Here is a 14,389-nt window from a genome sequence, read left to right as displayed (position 1 = left end):
TCGTGGGCGCACTGCTCGGCCCGGCGGAGATCCGGGAGCTCGCGGCCGAACTCGACGTCACCCCGACGAAGAAGCTCGGGCAGAACTTCGTGCACGACGCCAACACCGTGCGGCGCATCGTGTCCGTCGCCGGTGTGACCCCGTCGGCACGGGTGCTCGAGATCGGGCCGGGTCTCGGGTCGTTGACGCTCGGGCTCACCGAGACCGGCGCCCCCGTCACCGCGGTCGAGATCGACAAGCGTCTGGCCGCCAAGCTGCCGTCGACGGTGTCGTCGATGCAGCCGGACGCCAGGCTGACGGTCGTGCAGCAGGACGCCATGACCGTCGCCGCCGCGGACCTCGACGTCGAGCCGACGCACCTCGTCGCGAACCTGCCCTACAACATCTCCGTGCCCGTGCTGCTGCACCTGCTCGCGACCTTCCCGTCGATCGAGCGGTCGCTCGTCATGGTGCAGGCCGAGGTCGGGTACCGGCTCGCCGCCGGTCCGGGCAGCAAGGTCTACGGTTCGCCGAGCGTCAAGGCCGCCTGGTACGGGTCGTGGAGCACCGCCGGGTTGGTCAGCCGTCAGGTCTTCTGGCCGGTGCCGAACGTCGACAGTGTCCTGGTGGCGTTCGACCGGCACGAGCCCCCGGGTGACGAGCTCCTGCGGTCGCGGGTGTTCACGCTGGTGGACGCGGCGTTCCAGCAGCGGCGCAAGATGCTGCGGCAGAGCCTGTCCGGGGTGCTCGGCGGCAGTGCGCACGCGTCCGAGGTCCTGACGGCGGCGGGTATCGACCCGACCGCCCGGGGCGAGGCGATCGGTGTGGACGACTTCGTGCGGCTCGGGCGGACGGTCCTGGCGGCTGCGGAGTAGTCCTTCTCACGCCTGGCGCCGGCCCCGCCCTGACGCCTGCGTGCTGCGTACCTGCTGACCGCGATGGTGCGAACGCCGGCGGGCCGCCCGACTCAGTGCTCGCGGGACGCCATCATCTCGAGGATCTGCTGGTGGTTGCCGTTCCGCTCGGCGAAGCGCAGCGGGTGCACGTTCTGCACCAGGATCTCCGGGGCAGCGCCGGACTCGATGAGTGCCATGACCTCGTCGGCGAAGGCGTCGAGCGGCATGCCGCCGAAGTCCGCGCCGCCCATCAGGTCGGTCATGACGGCCGGCGGGGCGAGCTCGAGCACCTCGAGCGACGACCCCACGAGCTGCTGACGGAGGGCCTGTGTGTAGGCGTGCACACCGGCCTTCGTCGCGCTGTACGTCGGTGATGCGGTGAGCGGGACGAACGCGAGACCGGAGGTGACGGTCATCAGGGTGGCCGAGGGCTGGGCGAGCAGGTGCGGCAGGAACGCGTCGACGAGGCGGATCGTGCCGACCAGGTTCGTCTGGACGAGCTCGAGGGCGTCGTGGATGTGCTCGGGGTCGCGGAGGTCCTCGTCACGCATGATCCCCGACATGGTGATGAGGGCATCGAGCGACGGGTACGCCTCGAGCACCGAGGTGGCGGCGGCTTCGATGGACGCCGCGTCGGCGACGTCGATCTGCACGGTGCCGAAGCCGTGCTCGGCGGCGAGGGAGTCGAGGAGGGCCTGGCGACGGCCGCCGATGACGACGGTGCTGCCGGCGGCCTGCAGGCGCTGGGCGAGCGCGAGACCGATGCCCGAGGTCGCGCCGGGGATGAAGACGGTGGAGTTCGTGATGTCCATGACCACCACGATGCTCCGTGGACACGGTCGCAACCAGAGCGCGGTCATCGGGGGATCGGCGATCCCTGGCACCCGGGCCGGAAGCGGACGATGATCGACCCATGGACCGTGCCGCACTCGCCGACTTCCTCCGCCGTCGCCGCGAGCTGCTGCGCCCCGAGGACGTCGGTCTCGGGCAGGGGCCACGGCGCCGGACCCCGGGGCTGCGCCGTGAAGAGGTCGCTGCCCTCGCCGGCATGTCCGTCGACTACTACACGCGACTCGAGCAGCAGCGCGGACCGCAGCCGTCCGAGCAGATGATCGCCGCGATCGCCCGGGCCCTGCGGTGCAGCCTCGACGAGCGCGACCACCTGTTCCACCTGTCCGGGCAGAACGCCCCGACCCGGATGCACCGCGCCGACCACGTCGACCCGGCGATCCTGCGGGTGCTCGACCGGCTCGAGGACACCCCGGCGATCGTCGTCAGTCACCTGGGCGAGACCCTGGTCGAGAACCGGCTCGCGGCGGCGCTCCTCAGCAGCTCGGTCGGCCTGCCGGGCAACCGCCGGTACCAGGCGTGGCGGTGGTTCGTGACGGGTGAGGAGCTCACGAAGTACGCACCCGAGCAGCACGAGCGGCTGGGTCGGGTGGTGGTCGCGTCGCTCCGGGCGGCCGTCGGGCTCGCGGGTCCGGGTGACCGCCGGGCGACGGAACTCATCGCCGAGCTGCAGACGCGCAGTGCCGAGTTCCGCGACCTCTGGGCCAAGCACGAGGTGGCCACGCGCTGGTCGGACAACAAGACGATCGTGCAGCCGGAGCTCGGCCGCATCACCGTCGACTGCCAGGTGCTGCACACCGACGACCAGGCGCAGGCCCTGTTGCTCTTCACCGCGCCTCCAGGATCAGAGGACGCGCAGAAGCTCGAGCTCCTCGGCGTCGTCGGACAGCAGACCTTCGCCGGCTGACGCGGCGCACGGTGCGGGTTCGCTCGGCTCGCGCGAGGTTGGTCGACCCCGCACGGTGCGAGGTTCGTCAGCCCGTGCATCGTTGACCGCTCGGTGCCGCCCTACAGTCCGTCACCGAGCGACCAACCTCGCACCGACCGGACAAGCGCGCACCGTGCGACCCGCCCGCCCCCGCCCCGCCCCGAGAAGCAACGCCACGTCACACACTTGGGCACGTGCGGTATACCGTGCCTAGGGTGGGGGCGTGAGCACTCCGCGCGTGTACGTCATCCACGAGAACCCCGAGTGGTTCCCCCCGCTCGCCGCCGCCTTCGAGGCCGAGGGCGTCCCGGTCGAGGAGATCCTGCTGACCGAGGGGCAGATCGACCTCGCGGCCGAGCCGGCCCCCGGCGTCTACTGGAGCCGCATGTCCGCGAGCTCCCACACCCGCGGCCACGAGCACAGCAAGGAGTACACCCGGGCGATCCTCGGCTGGCTCGAGCGTGCCGGCCGCCAGGTCGTCGGCGGCAGCCACGTGCTCGAGCTCGAGGTTTCGAAGGTCGCCCAGCACGGTCTCCTGCAGCAGGCCGGGTTCGACGTGCCCCGAACGACCGCCGTGTTCGGCACGACGACGCTCAAGGACGCCGCCCGCACCTTCACCGACGGGCAGGACGTCCCCTTCATCACGAAGCACAACCAGGGCGGCAAGGGCCTGGGCGTGCGGCGGTTCGACTCGCTCGCCGAGTTCGACGCCTACGTCGACAGCCCCGAGTTCGAGGCCCCGGTCGACGGCATCACCCTGCTGCAGGAGTACCTGACGGCCCGCGAGCCCTTCATCACCCGCGTCGAGTTCGTCGGCGGCGAGTTCGTGTACGCGGTCCGCGTCGACACCAGCGCCGGCAGCTTCGAGCTCTGCCCCGCCGACGCGTGCGAGGTGCCCCAGGTCATCGCGGGTGCTGTCTGCGACGTCCCCGGCACTGAGACCGCCGGTGCGCCCCCGGCGTTCGCCGTCCGGACCGAGATCACCGCCGAGCACCCGCTGGTCCAGCAGCTCCGCACGTTCCTCGCCGACCAGCGCGTCACCATCGCGGGCGTCGAGTTCATGGAGACGACGGACGGCCGCACCGTCGTCTACGACATCAACACGAACACGAACTACAACCCCGCGGTCGAGGAGTCCGCGCCGGCCTCCGGCCCGCGCTCCATCGCGAAGTACCTCGGTGGCCTGCTGGCAGCGGAGTACGCGGCGCAGCTCACGGCCTGAGAACGCAAGAACCACCGGACTGGAGGCCCGTGGCGGGCCCGCCACGGGCCTCCAGTCCCCTTTCCCACACCCCCCCCCAAGGAACCCACGTGCGATTCGGATACTGGACCCCGCTCTTCGGCGGCTGGCTGCGCAACGTCGACAACGAGAACATGCCGGTCACCTTCGACTACGTGAAGCGCCTGGCGCAGCGCGCCGAGCGGATCGGCTTCGACCTGACGCTCGTGCCGGAGCTCAACCTCAACGACATCAAGGGCACGGCCGCGCCCTCGCTCGAGGCGTGGTCGCTCGCGGCGGCCATCGCAGCGACGACCGAGCGCCTGGAGATCATGGCGGCGATGCGTCCCGGGTACCACCTGCCCGCGGTGACCGCGAAGCAGGCGGCGACGATCGACGACATCTCGTGCGGCCGGTTCACCTTCAACGTCGTGAGCGCCTGGTGGGCGGAGGAGGCGAAGCAGTACGGCGGGATCTTCTCGGAGCACGACGACCGGTACAAGCGCACCGCGGAGTTCGTCGAGGTCATGAAGGGCCTGTGGCGCGAGACCCCGTACTCGTTCTCGGGCGAGTACTACGACATCGAGAACGCGCACCTCGAGCCGAAGCCCCGCGTGACGCCGCGCATCTACGCCGGTGGGGAGAGCGAGGCCGGCAAGGCCGCGATCACCGGGTACGCCGACGCCTACGTCACGCACGGCGGCACGGTCGAGGAGCTCCGCGCGAAGATCGACGAGATGAAGCAGCGCCGCGTCGACGCCGGTCTGCCGCCGTTCGAGGCGTTCGGCATGGCCGCGTACGTCATCGTGCGCGAGACCGAGGAGGAGGCGCAGGCCGAGCTCGCCCGGATCACCGACGTGCAGCACGGCAAGGCGTACGAGTCGTACCAGGACTTCATCTCGAAGTCGCAGCTCGAGCACGTGCCCTCGCTCGAGGACTACTCGGTGTCGAACCGCGGCCTGCGCCCCGGGTTCGTGGGGACGCCGTCGCAGGTGGCCGACCGCATCCGGGAGTTCGAGGACGCCGGGGTCGACACGCTCCTGCTGCAGTTCTCGCCGCAGCTCGAGGAGATGGACCGGTTCGGCGAGCAGGTCATCCCGCTCGTCCGGCAGTCGGTCGGGGCGCAGTCCTGATGGGTGCCACGCCGACCAACGCCGAGGACGGCTGGGCGTTCGAGACCCGCCAGATCCGCGCCGGCTTCAAGGCAGACCCGGGGTGGGGCGCGAACGTGCCGCCGATCGCGCAGAGCGCCGCGTACGTCTACCCGTCGGGGGAGGACGCCGCCGCGCGCTTCATGCTCGACGCTCCCGGCCACACCTACACGCGGGTGAACAACCCGTCCGCGGCAGCACTCGAACGCCGGATCGCCGACCTCGAGGGCGGGATCGGTGCGCTGGCGCTGGCGTCCGGGCAGGCGGCGACGTCGCTGGCCGTGCTCGGTGTCGCACGCGCCGGTGACCACGTGGTGTCGAGCGCCTCGCTGTACGGCGCGACCTACACGCTGTTCGCGTCGACCCTGCGGGACCTCGGCATCACCTTCACGTTCGTGCAGGACCCAACCGACCTGTCCGAGTGGGCGGCGGCGGTGCGCCCGGAGACGAAGGCGTTCTTCGGCGAGTCCATCCCGAACCCCCGCGGGGACGTCCTGGACTTCGCCGGGGTGGCCGGGGTCGCACACGAGGCCGGTGTGCCGCTCATCGTCGACAACACCATCGCGACGCCGTACCTGGTGCGCCCGATCGAGCACGGCGCCGACATCGTCGTGCACTCCGCGACGAAGTACCTGGCCGGACACGGCAGCGCCATCGCCGGGCTCATCGTCGACAGCGGGAACTTCGACTGGGCCGCGCACGCCGACGCCTACCCGCAGCTGGCCTCGACCGAGCAGTCCGGGTTCGCGAACACGAACTTCGCCGAGAAGTTCGGGCGGCGGGCGTTCATCCAGCGCACCCGCTCGAAGCTGTCCGCCGACCTCGGGCCCGCGATCGCACCGTTCAACGCGTTCCTGGTGCTGCAGGGCATCCAGACGCTGTCGCTCCGCATGGACCGGCACGTGTCGAACGCTGCCACCGTGGCGAGCTGGCTCGACGCCCACGACCAGGTCGAGCACGTGCACTACGCCGGCCTGCCGGACTCGCCGTGGCACCACCTGCAGCAGCGCTACGTGCCGAAGGGGCCGTCGGCCGTGTTGTCGTTCGACCTGGCCGGTGGGGTCGCCGCGGGCCGACGGTTCGTTGCGGCGCTCGAGCTGTTCGACCACGTCTCGAACCTCGGTGACGTCCGCTCGCTCGTCGTGCACCCGGCATCGACCACCCACGTGCAGATGACCTCGGCGGAGCGGGCGGCCGCCGGGGTGGGGGACGGCCTCATCCGCCTGTCGATCGGCCTCGAGCACATCGACGACATCACCGCGGACCTGGCGCGGGGGTTCACGGCAGCCGCAGCGGGATAGGTTGGGCGCATGACCACGTTGGCCGCACCGACCCGTGTGCGGACGCGCGCCCCCGGCAAGATCAACGTGTTCCTGTCCGTCGGGGCGCTGCAGGACGACGGCTACCACGACGTCGCCACGGCGTACCAGGCGGTGTCCCTGTACGAGGACGTCACCGCCGAGGCCGCCGACGACTTCTCGGTCACCTTCACCGGGCCGATCGACACGAGCACCGTGCCGGTCGACGAGTCGAACCTGGCCATCCGTGCGGCCCGGCTCGTGGCCGACGCGGCCGGACACCGCGGCGGCGTGCGGCTGACCATCGACAAGCAGGTGCCCGTCGCCGGCGGCATGGGCGGTGGCTCCGCGGACGCCGCGGCGACCCTGCTCGCCGTCGACACGCTCTGGGGCACCGCGCTCGGTCGCGAAGAGCTGCTCCGGCTCGCCGCACAGCTCGGCGCCGACGTGCCGTTCGCCTTCGCCGGCGGCACCGCCGTCGGTACCGGTCGCGGCGACGAGCTGAGCCCGGCGTTGGCCAAGGGTGAGTTCCACTGGGTCCTCGCCCTGAGCGACGACGGGCTGAGCACCCCGGCCGTCTACCGTGCGCTCGACGAGCACCGGGAGCGGTACCGCGCCGACATCTCCCCGGCGCCGTCGCACCCCGTGGTCGAGGCCAACGTCCTGCAGGCCCTGCGCGCGGGTGACCCCGACCTGCTCGCCGACTGCGTCCACAACGACCTGCAGGCACCGGCCATGCGTCTGCAGCCCCGGCTCGCGGCGACGCTGGAGCTCGGTGAGAAGTCCGGTGCCCTGGCCGGCCTGGTGTCCGGCAGCGGACCGACCGTGGCGTTCCTGGTCGGTGACCGTGACGCCGCGCTCGAACTGCAGGTCGAGCTCAGCGCCGCCGGCCTCGTCGCACTCCGGGCCACCGGTCCGGTGCACGGCGCACGCGTGGTGCACTGACCCGAGGCCCCGGCACAGCCGTCGTCGGTTGGACCGCCACCATCAGCGGTTGGACCGCCACCGTCAGCGGCTGTACTTCCAGAGGATGACCGTGCCGGTGTGCCAGTAGCGCACGACGTGGAACCCCTCGGCCACGAGCGTGTCGGTGACCTGCGGGCGGATGTTCCGTGACTTGCCGCCGACGAACCACACGGTGTCGATGCCGGAGATCCGCTGGGGCACCGTCGTCGCGATGTCCCCGTTGACGTTCCAGAGCTGCCCGCGTTCGGCACCGGTCTCGGCGACGGCGAGGTCGCGCATCCCGGTGAAGGCCTCGGGGTAGGAGTCGGCGATGACCTGCGCGGTGGTGCCCGGGTGCTCCCAGACGCTGCCGAAGACGACGCCCTCGTTCTGGTCGGTGCGCCGGTCCCGCTCGCGCTCGATGATCGCCGCCGCGTTCGCCCAGTGCGAGTCCTGCTTCGCGTGTGGCAGCCGGACGATCGTGCTCGTCGGTGCCGACACGAGCAGCATCCCGACGACCGCGAGCGCCAGCCACCGCCGGGGTCGGATCGCCGTGATCGCCAGGCCGATGAGCAGCGCGACGAACGGCAGGCTCAGGCTGGCGTACTTCGGGGAGTACAGGTGCTCCCCGGCCGCGGTCGCGCCGACGAGCAGTGCGGTGGGCAGGATCGTCAGGGGGACGGCGACGCGCACGGCTTGCATCCGCAGCAGGTCACGGGCGGCGGGGGAGGGGCGTCGGGTGGCCCGGACGGCGAGCACGACGCCGACGATCATCAGCGCCCACCCGAGCACCGCGTACGGCCAGACGGCACCGAACCAGGCGGTCGCGACGACCTGGCGCACGGTGGCCCACCCGACGCCGGTGATCCAGCCGACCTGCTTGGCCTGTCCTGCCGCGAGGACGATGAACGGCGACACCACGAGCGCGGCCCCGACGGCGGCGACGCCCCAGCGCACGAACGCGGCGCGGTCGACCATCGGCGCGACCACCGGACCGCTGCGCTGCGAGAGCACGGCGTCGCGACGTGCGGCACGGTCGGCGACGGCGGTCCAGAGGAGCACGACCCCGTGCGCGACGACGGCCAGGGCCAGGTAGACGTTGAACAGCACGGCCACCACGGCGAGCAGGCCGTAGACGACCCACCACCGGGTCGCGTGGTGCCCGGTCCGGGTGCGCCGGACCGCGGTGATCCCCACGAGGGTCAGCGCGACGGCGAAGGTCGTGACGGTGGCGTACGGGCGCCCCTCGGTGCCGGCCCAGGCGACGCGCGGCAGGACCAGGAACACGATCCCGGAGACGACGCCGAGCCGCACCCCGCCGAGACGACGGCCGAGCGCGACGACGAGGCCGGCGGACACCCCGATGGCCAGCGCGCTCGGGAACCGGAGCGTGAACGGCGAGTACCCGACGAGCGTGAACCAGACGTGCATCACGGCGTAGTACAGGCCGTGGACGGCGTCGACGTTCTGCAGTTCGGCCCAGAGCGCCGGCCAGCTGCGCTGTGCGCTCGCGATGGTCGCGGCCTCGTCGTACCAGACCGACGGTACCCAGCTGAAGGCCGCCGCGACGACGACGCCGAGCGCGCCGACGGTGATCTCGGGGGTCCGTGCGAGGGCTCGGACAGCCGCCACGACGAGCCCCAGCGAGCGCGCGCGCACCGACGCGTCCGACGTCGTGCGTCGGACCGGGACGGTACCGGTGCGCGGGGAACTCACGCCCGCGACCGTACCGATCTGCTCTGGGGATCCGCCGCGTCCGGGCGCTGAACTCTCACATGCAGGAGTTCGGTGCGACGGGCCAGAATGACGGGATGGAACCCCTCGTCGCCCCCGTCGCCGCGCTCTCCCCGGGGCGGACGCAGCTCGGTTCGCGGACCGCCGCGCTCGCCGACGTCGGGGTCACCGGGCTGCGACGCCTGGCCACATCGCGCATCCTCGTCGTCGGGGCCGGCGGCCTCGGGGCGCCGGTGGTCGCGTACCTCGCCGGGATCGGTCGGCTCACGGTGGTCGACCCCGACGTGGTCGACGCCTCGAACCTGGCCAGGCAGACGCTCTTCACCGCCGCGGACGTCGGCTCGCCGAAGGCGCAGGTCGCGGTCGCCCGGGCCGTCGCCGTCGACCCGGAACTCGACGCGGTCGCCGTGGTCGGGTCGTTCACGCCGGACCTGGTCGCCGGACACGACGTCGTGGTCGACGCCGCCGACTCGGTCGTGGTCACCCGGGCCGTCTCGGACGCCTGCGCCGCAGCGGGCGTGCCGTTCGTGTGGGGCACCGTCCTCGGCCACGACGGGCAGGTCAGCGTCTTCCGCGACGCCGGGCCGGACGGCGTCGACTTCCACGACCTGCACCCCGACGCCCTGCCCGACGAGGGCTCGTGTGCCCTCGACGGCGTGGTCCCCGCACTGTGCGGTGCGGTCGGTGCGGTGATGGCGGGACAGGTCTTCGCGTTGGTCACCGGCAGCGGCGACCCGCTGCTCGGACGCGTGCTGACCGTCGACGCCCGCCGGTGGCGCTGGACCGAGAGCCCCGTCCGCCGCGGACCCGCCTCGCGTCGACCGGCGCCTGCCCCTGGTGCCTCCGCGACGCCGCGCATCGCGCCGTCCGCCCTGGCCGCCAGGGTGGCGGACCCGTCGGACCCGCTGGTCGTCGTCGACGTCCGGACCGACGAGGAACGCGCGGCCGGCGTGGTCGCCGGTGCCGTCACCGACGACACCGGTGCGGACGAGGTCGTCGTCTACTGCGCACGCGGACCCCGTGCGGACGCGTGGGCGGCGCGGCAACCGGCCGGGAGGCGCGTGACGGTCCTCGACGGCGGCTTCGAGGCCTGGCGTCGCGAGGGGCTGCCCGTGGCGATCGAGCACCGGTCCTGACCCAGCCCGGTCACCTCCACCGCCCCTGCCGCCGCATCCGCGGATAGGATCGGTGGATCATGGCGCAACTGCGGGTACGGGATGCTGCGGCCTTCCTCGGGATCAGTGACGACACCGTTCGTCGGCTCGTCGACGGCGGCACCTTCACCCGTGCCACGGACGACGCTGGGCGAGCCGTGGTCGACGGTCGCGAGGTCGCCGCGTACGCACGCGAACGCAGCTCCGAGCTGACCGACCCGGCGTCCGCGGTGAAGAGCTCGGCGCGCAACCGCTTCGTCGGGATCGTCACCGACCTGGTCGTCGACACCGTGATGGCGCAGGTCGAGCTGCAGTGCGGCCCGCACCGCGTGGTGTCCCTGATGAGTGCCGAGGCCGTCCGCGACCTCGGGCTCGAGGTCGGGTCCGTCGCGGTGGCGTCCGTCAAGGCCACGATGGTCGCGGTCGAGGCACCCGCTCGGCACGAGGACGAACGATGAGCCGCCTCCCGCCGTTCGCGGCGCTGGCCCTCGCCGCCACCGTCGCGCTCGGGCTCGCTGCGTGCACGGCTCCGGACACGGGCTCGGGGGCATCGGCCCCGGCGGGTTCCGACACCGAGGGGCCGACCGGTTCGATCACCGTGTTCGCGGCGGCGTCCCTGCAGCAGACCTTCACGACCCTGGGCAAGCAGTTCGAGACCGCGAACCCCGGTGCCTCGATCCGGTTCTCGTTCGCCGGCTCGAGCGATCTCGTCACCCAGATCCAGAACGGTGCCCCCGCCGACGTGTTCGCGTCCGCCGACGAAGCGAACATGGCGAAGCTGTCGTCGGACGACCTGGCAAGCGGGTCGCCGCAGGACTTCGCGACGAACGTCCTCGAGATCGCCGTCGCACCGGGCAACCCGAAGGGCATCGCGAACCTTGACGACCTGACGGATCCGGGCGTCCAGCTCGTCACGTGCGCCGCCCCGGTGCCGTGCGGTGCCGCGACGGCGGAGGTCGAGTCCGCATCGGGCGTCGATCTCGAGCCGGTCAGTGAGGAGCAGTCCGTGACCGACGTGCTCGGCAAGGTCGAGTCCGGGCAGGCCGACGCCGGACTCGTCTACGTGACGGACGTCCGAGGAGCCGGCGGGAAGGTCGACGGCGTCCCGTTCGACGAGTCGGGCAAGGCCGTCAACACGTACCCGATCGGCGTGCTCCGGGAATCCGAGGACCCGGAGCTCGCGCAGGCGTTCTCGGAGTACGTCCGCTCCGCCGCCGGGCAGCGCGTGCTCGCCGACGCGGGCTTCGGGAAGCCCTGACTCGTGGCTCCGCGCGCTGACGGACGGCCGCCGGTCGCGTGGTGGCTCCCGCTGCCCGCGGTGCTCGGCGGGCTGTTCGTCGTCGTGCCGGTGCTCGCGATGCTCGGCCGGGTGGACTGGTCGTCGTTCGTCGGGCTCGTGACCTCCACCGCGTCACTGACCGCACTCGGGCTCAGCCTCGGCACGGCGCTCGCGGCCACCGGCGTCGCGTTCGTCCTCGGCTACCCGCTCGCCGTGCTGTTCGCGCGGTCACGGTCGCGCTGGGTCGGCGTCGCACGTGCCGTCGTGCTCCTGCCGCTCGTGCTGCCGCCGGTGGTCGGCGGCCTCGCACTGCTCGCGGCCTTCGGTCGGCTCGGGGTGGTCGGGGCGTTCCTCGACGACCACGGCCTGCACATCGCCTTCACCACGACGGCGGTCGTCATCGCGCAGACCTTCGTCGCGATGCCGTTCCTGGTGTCCTCGGTCGAGGGTGCGCTCCGCGTCGAGGGCGACCGCTACGAACGGGTCGCGGCGACCCTGGGTGCCGGACCGACCCGGACGTTCCTGACCGTCACGACGCCGCGGGTCCTGCCCGGCATCGTCTCGGGGCTCGTGCTCTGCTTCGCCCGGGCCCTCGGCGAGTTCGGGGCCACCCTGACCTTCGCCGGCAGCCTGCAGGGGGTCACCCGGACCCTGCCGCTCGAGGTCTACCTGCAGCGCGAGGTCGACCCGGACACCGCGGTGGCCCTGGCGGTCGTGCTCGTCGTGGTGGCCGTCGTCGTCATCGGCGCCTCGTCGTTCCGCACCCGCGGAGCCCTGGCGTGACGGCCGAGGGTGCGGTGGGCGTCCGGGCGCACGTCGTCGTCGGGTCGCGGGACGTCGACGTCGCGATCGAGGTCAGCGCGGGGGAGTGCCTGGCCGTCATCGGGCCGAACGGTGCGGGCAAGTCGACGGTGCTCGAGGCCCTGGCCGGGCTGCTGCCGATCGACGCCGGCCGGATCGAACTCGACGGGGTGCAGGTCTCGAGCCCGCGGCACACCGTCCCCGCGCACCGTCGCCGGACCGGACTCGTCGCGCAGCGGTCCGACCTGTTCCCGTTCCTCGACGTCGTCGGGAACGTCGCCTTCGGACCCCGTGCGGCCGGAACCGGTCGCGCCGCGTCCCGGGAACGTGCCCGTGACGCGCTCGACGCCGTCGGGGTCGCCGACCTGGCCACGCGCGACCCACACACGCTCTCCGGTGGACAGGCGCAGCGCGTCGCGATCGCCCGCGCGCTCGCCACCGACCCGGCGGTGCTGCTGCTCGACGAACCGACCTCGGCGCTCGACGTCGGCGCGCAGGACGAGGTCCGCGCGGCACTCCGGACCGCCGTCGCCGGCCGGCCCGCGGTCCTCGTCACCCACGACCCGGTCGAGGTCGTCGCACTGGCCGACCGCGTCGTCGTGCTCGAGGGCGGCCGGGTGGTCGAGCAGGGCACCCCCGCTGCCGTCCTCGGTCGTCCGACGAGTGCGTTCGCCGCGACGTTCTCCGGACTCGCGCTGGTGCACGGGACCGCCACCGGGGGCGGGATCGCGATCGACGGCGGGGGCGAGCTGGCGTCGGGGGCGCACGCCGTGCCTCCCGGCCGGCCCGCCCTGGCCGCCTTCCACCCGACGGCCGCCGTGCTGACGCGGGACGGTGCCGGGGCCGCGCGCACCGTCTCGTCGCTCGAACCGCGCGACGGACTGGTGCGGGTGCGGGCCGGTGACCTGGTGGCGGACCTGACGCTCGCGCGGCTGACCGCGCTCGGGATCGCCCCCGGCGACGCGGTGCGCATCGACGTCCCCGCGGCCGAGGTGGCGGTCTACGCGCCCCGTGGTTGAGACAATGGTCCGATGACCTCCTGGTTCCCCAAGGTGTGGCCCGTGGCCACGCCGATCCTGGCGGCCGTCGTGCTCGCGTTCTCGTACGGCCGCTACGGGCTCGGCACCGCCGTGGTGGTCGTCGTCGCGGTCGTGCTCGCGGTCACGGTGCTCGCAGCCGTCCACCACGCCGAGGTCGTCGCGCACCGCGTGGGGGAACCCTTCGGCTCGCTCGTGCTGGCCGTCGCCGTGACGATCATCGAGGTCGCGCTCATCATCTCGCTGTCGAGCTCGGGCGGTGCGCAGGCCGAGACCCTGGCGCGCGACACGGTGTTCTCGGCGGTGATGATCACGATGAACGGACTGGTCGGCCTCGCGATCCTGATCGGCACCCTGCGGCACAACACCGTGCGCTTCAACCAGGAGGGCGCCAGCGCCGCGACCATGACGGTGGCCGCGCTCGCCGTGCTGACCCTGGTGCTGCCGACCTTCACCACCGGCACCGACGACGCGTCCTTCACGGGGACGCAGCTCGTGTTCGTCGCGATCGCGTCACTGGTGCTCTACGGGCTGTTCGTCGTCACGCAGACCGTGGCGCACCGCGACTTCTTCCTGCCGGTCAACCGTGCCGGCGGGGTGCTCGTCGAGTCCGAGGACGCCCACGCCGCACGCCCGTCCGGTCGCACCACGATGGTGTCGCTCGGGCTGCTCGTCGTCGCGCTCGTCGCCGTGGTCGGGCTCGCCAAGGTGGAGTCGCCCGCGATCGAGGCCGGGGTCGCCGCCGTCGGGTTCCCGCCGTCCTTCGTCGGTGTCGTGATCGCGCTGCTCATCCTGCTGCCGGAGGGCATCGCAGCGTCGAAGGCCGCCGCACGGAACCGGATCCAGACGAGCCTGAACCTGGCGATGGGGTCCGCGATGGCGTCGATCGGTCTGACGATCCCGTCGATCGCGGTCGCGTCGCTGTTCATGCCGGGGACGCTGCTGCTCGGGCTCGGGCCGTCGCAGATCGTGTTGCTCGCGCTGACGATCGTCGCGGCGGTGCTCACCGTGCTGCCCGGTCGTGCCACGCGGCTGCAGGGTGGGGTGCACCTGGTGATCTTCGCCGCGTTCATCGTGCTGTCCGTCTCGCCGTAGGGCGGCTGTCTCTTATACACATCT

General features: G+C 72.5%; 14 protein-coding genes. 12 read left to right on the top strand and 2 right to left on the bottom strand.

Annotation, left to right across the window (positions count from 1 at the left end):
- Positions 1–2: 2 nt before the first annotated feature.
- Complete coding sequence (gene rsmA / locus DEJ04_RS12470; protein ID WP_111030773.1) at positions 3–854, top strand: 16S rRNA (adenine(1518)-N(6)/adenine(1519)-N(6))-dimethyltransferase RsmA; 852 nt, start codon at positions 3–5, stop codon at positions 852–854.
- Positions 855–946: 92 nt separating this feature from the next.
- Here the strand turns inward: rsmA and DEJ04_RS12465 are convergent, their stop codons facing one another.
- Positions 947–1,687, bottom strand: coding sequence for an SDR family oxidoreductase (locus DEJ04_RS12465; protein ID WP_111047265.1), 741 nt, complete (start codon positions 1,685–1,687; stop codon positions 947–949).
- Between the two features lie 101 nt (positions 1,688–1,788).
- Between DEJ04_RS12465 and DEJ04_RS12460 the strand changes: the two genes are divergently transcribed.
- The 5 genes from DEJ04_RS12460 (at position 1,789) to DEJ04_RS12440 (ending at position 7,265) form a co-directional block, all read left to right on the top strand.
- Positions 1,789–2,631 carry a helix-turn-helix transcriptional regulator gene (locus DEJ04_RS12460; RefSeq protein ID WP_111047264.1) on the top strand — a complete coding sequence of 281 codons (843 nt, stop codon included), beginning with the start codon at positions 1,789–1,791 and terminating at the stop codon, positions 2,629–2,631.
- 244 nt (positions 2,632–2,875) lie between these two features.
- Positions 2,876–3,874, top strand: coding sequence for a RimK family alpha-L-glutamate ligase (locus DEJ04_RS12455; protein ID WP_111047263.1), 999 nt, complete (start codon positions 2,876–2,878; stop codon positions 3,872–3,874).
- Positions 3,875–3,963: 89 nt separating this feature from the next.
- Positions 3,964–5,004 carry an LLM class flavin-dependent oxidoreductase gene (locus DEJ04_RS12450; RefSeq protein WP_071406522.1) on the top strand — a complete coding sequence of 347 codons (1,041 nt, stop codon included), beginning with the start codon at positions 3,964–3,966 and terminating at the stop codon, positions 5,002–5,004.
- The gene (locus DEJ04_RS12445; RefSeq protein WP_111047262.1) at positions 5,004–6,323 is read left to right on the top strand and encodes an O-acetylhomoserine aminocarboxypropyltransferase/cysteine synthase family protein; all 1,320 of its coding nucleotides are present in this window, start codon (positions 5,004–5,006) and stop codon (positions 6,321–6,323) included. Before DEJ04_RS12450 ends, DEJ04_RS12445 begins: the two co-directional genes overlap by 1 nt.
- A gap of 9 nt (positions 6,324–6,332) precedes the next feature.
- Positions 6,333–7,265, top strand: coding sequence for a 4-(cytidine 5'-diphospho)-2-C-methyl-D-erythritol kinase (locus DEJ04_RS12440; protein WP_027466065.1), 933 nt, complete (start codon positions 6,333–6,335; stop codon positions 7,263–7,265).
- Between the two features lie 63 nt (positions 7,266–7,328).
- On the opposite strand, the gene DEJ04_RS12435 is transcribed toward DEJ04_RS12440, so the two are convergent.
- The gene (locus DEJ04_RS12435; RefSeq protein ID WP_111047261.1) at positions 7,329–8,981 is read right to left on the bottom strand and encodes a glycosyltransferase family 39 protein; all 1,653 of its coding nucleotides are present in this window, start codon (positions 8,979–8,981) and stop codon (positions 7,329–7,331) included.
- Between the two features lie 95 nt (positions 8,982–9,076).
- Here DEJ04_RS12435 and DEJ04_RS12430 point away from each other — a divergent pair, with 95 nt between their 5' ends.
- The 6 genes from DEJ04_RS12430 to DEJ04_RS12405 are packed head-to-tail and all read left to right on the top strand — an operon-like array spanning position 9,077 to position 14,365.
- Positions 9,077–10,135: a ThiF family adenylyltransferase gene (locus tag DEJ04_RS12430; protein ID WP_181437808.1), complete on the top strand. Its 1,059-nt coding sequence runs from the start codon at positions 9,077–9,079 to the stop codon at positions 10,133–10,135.
- Between the two features lie 59 nt (positions 10,136–10,194).
- Complete coding sequence (locus tag DEJ04_RS12425) at positions 10,195–10,611, top strand: molybdopterin-binding protein (RefSeq protein ID WP_111047259.1); 417 nt, start codon at positions 10,195–10,197, stop codon at positions 10,609–10,611.
- Entirely contained in the window at positions 10,608–11,411 is an 804-nt protein-coding gene (gene modA, locus DEJ04_RS12420; protein WP_111047258.1) for a molybdate ABC transporter substrate-binding protein, read from the top strand. Before DEJ04_RS12425 ends, modA begins: the two co-directional genes overlap by 4 nt.
- Before the next feature lie 3 nt (positions 11,412–11,414).
- Positions 11,415–12,215 carry an ABC transporter permease gene (locus tag DEJ04_RS12415; RefSeq protein ID WP_071246956.1) on the top strand — a complete coding sequence of 267 codons (801 nt, stop codon included), beginning with the start codon at positions 11,415–11,417 and terminating at the stop codon, positions 12,213–12,215.
- Positions 12,212–13,252, top strand: a complete 1,041-nt coding sequence (locus DEJ04_RS12410) for an ABC transporter ATP-binding protein (RefSeq protein ID WP_258371373.1) — start codon at positions 12,212–12,214, stop codon at positions 13,250–13,252. Before DEJ04_RS12415 ends, DEJ04_RS12410 begins: the two co-directional genes overlap by 4 nt.
- 12 nt (positions 13,253–13,264) lie before the next feature.
- Positions 13,265–14,365, top strand: a complete 1,101-nt coding sequence (locus DEJ04_RS12405) for a calcium:proton antiporter (RefSeq protein ID WP_017888287.1) — start codon at positions 13,265–13,267, stop codon at positions 14,363–14,365.
- Positions 14,366–14,389: the final 24 nt, after the last annotated feature.

It is taken from the genome of Curtobacterium sp. MCLR17_044, from assembly GCF_003234435.1.
Classification (GTDB): Bacteria; Actinomycetota; Actinomycetes; order Actinomycetales; family Microbacteriaceae; genus Curtobacterium; species Curtobacterium flaccumfaciens.
This window is presented reverse-complemented; position numbering and strand designations above follow the sequence as displayed.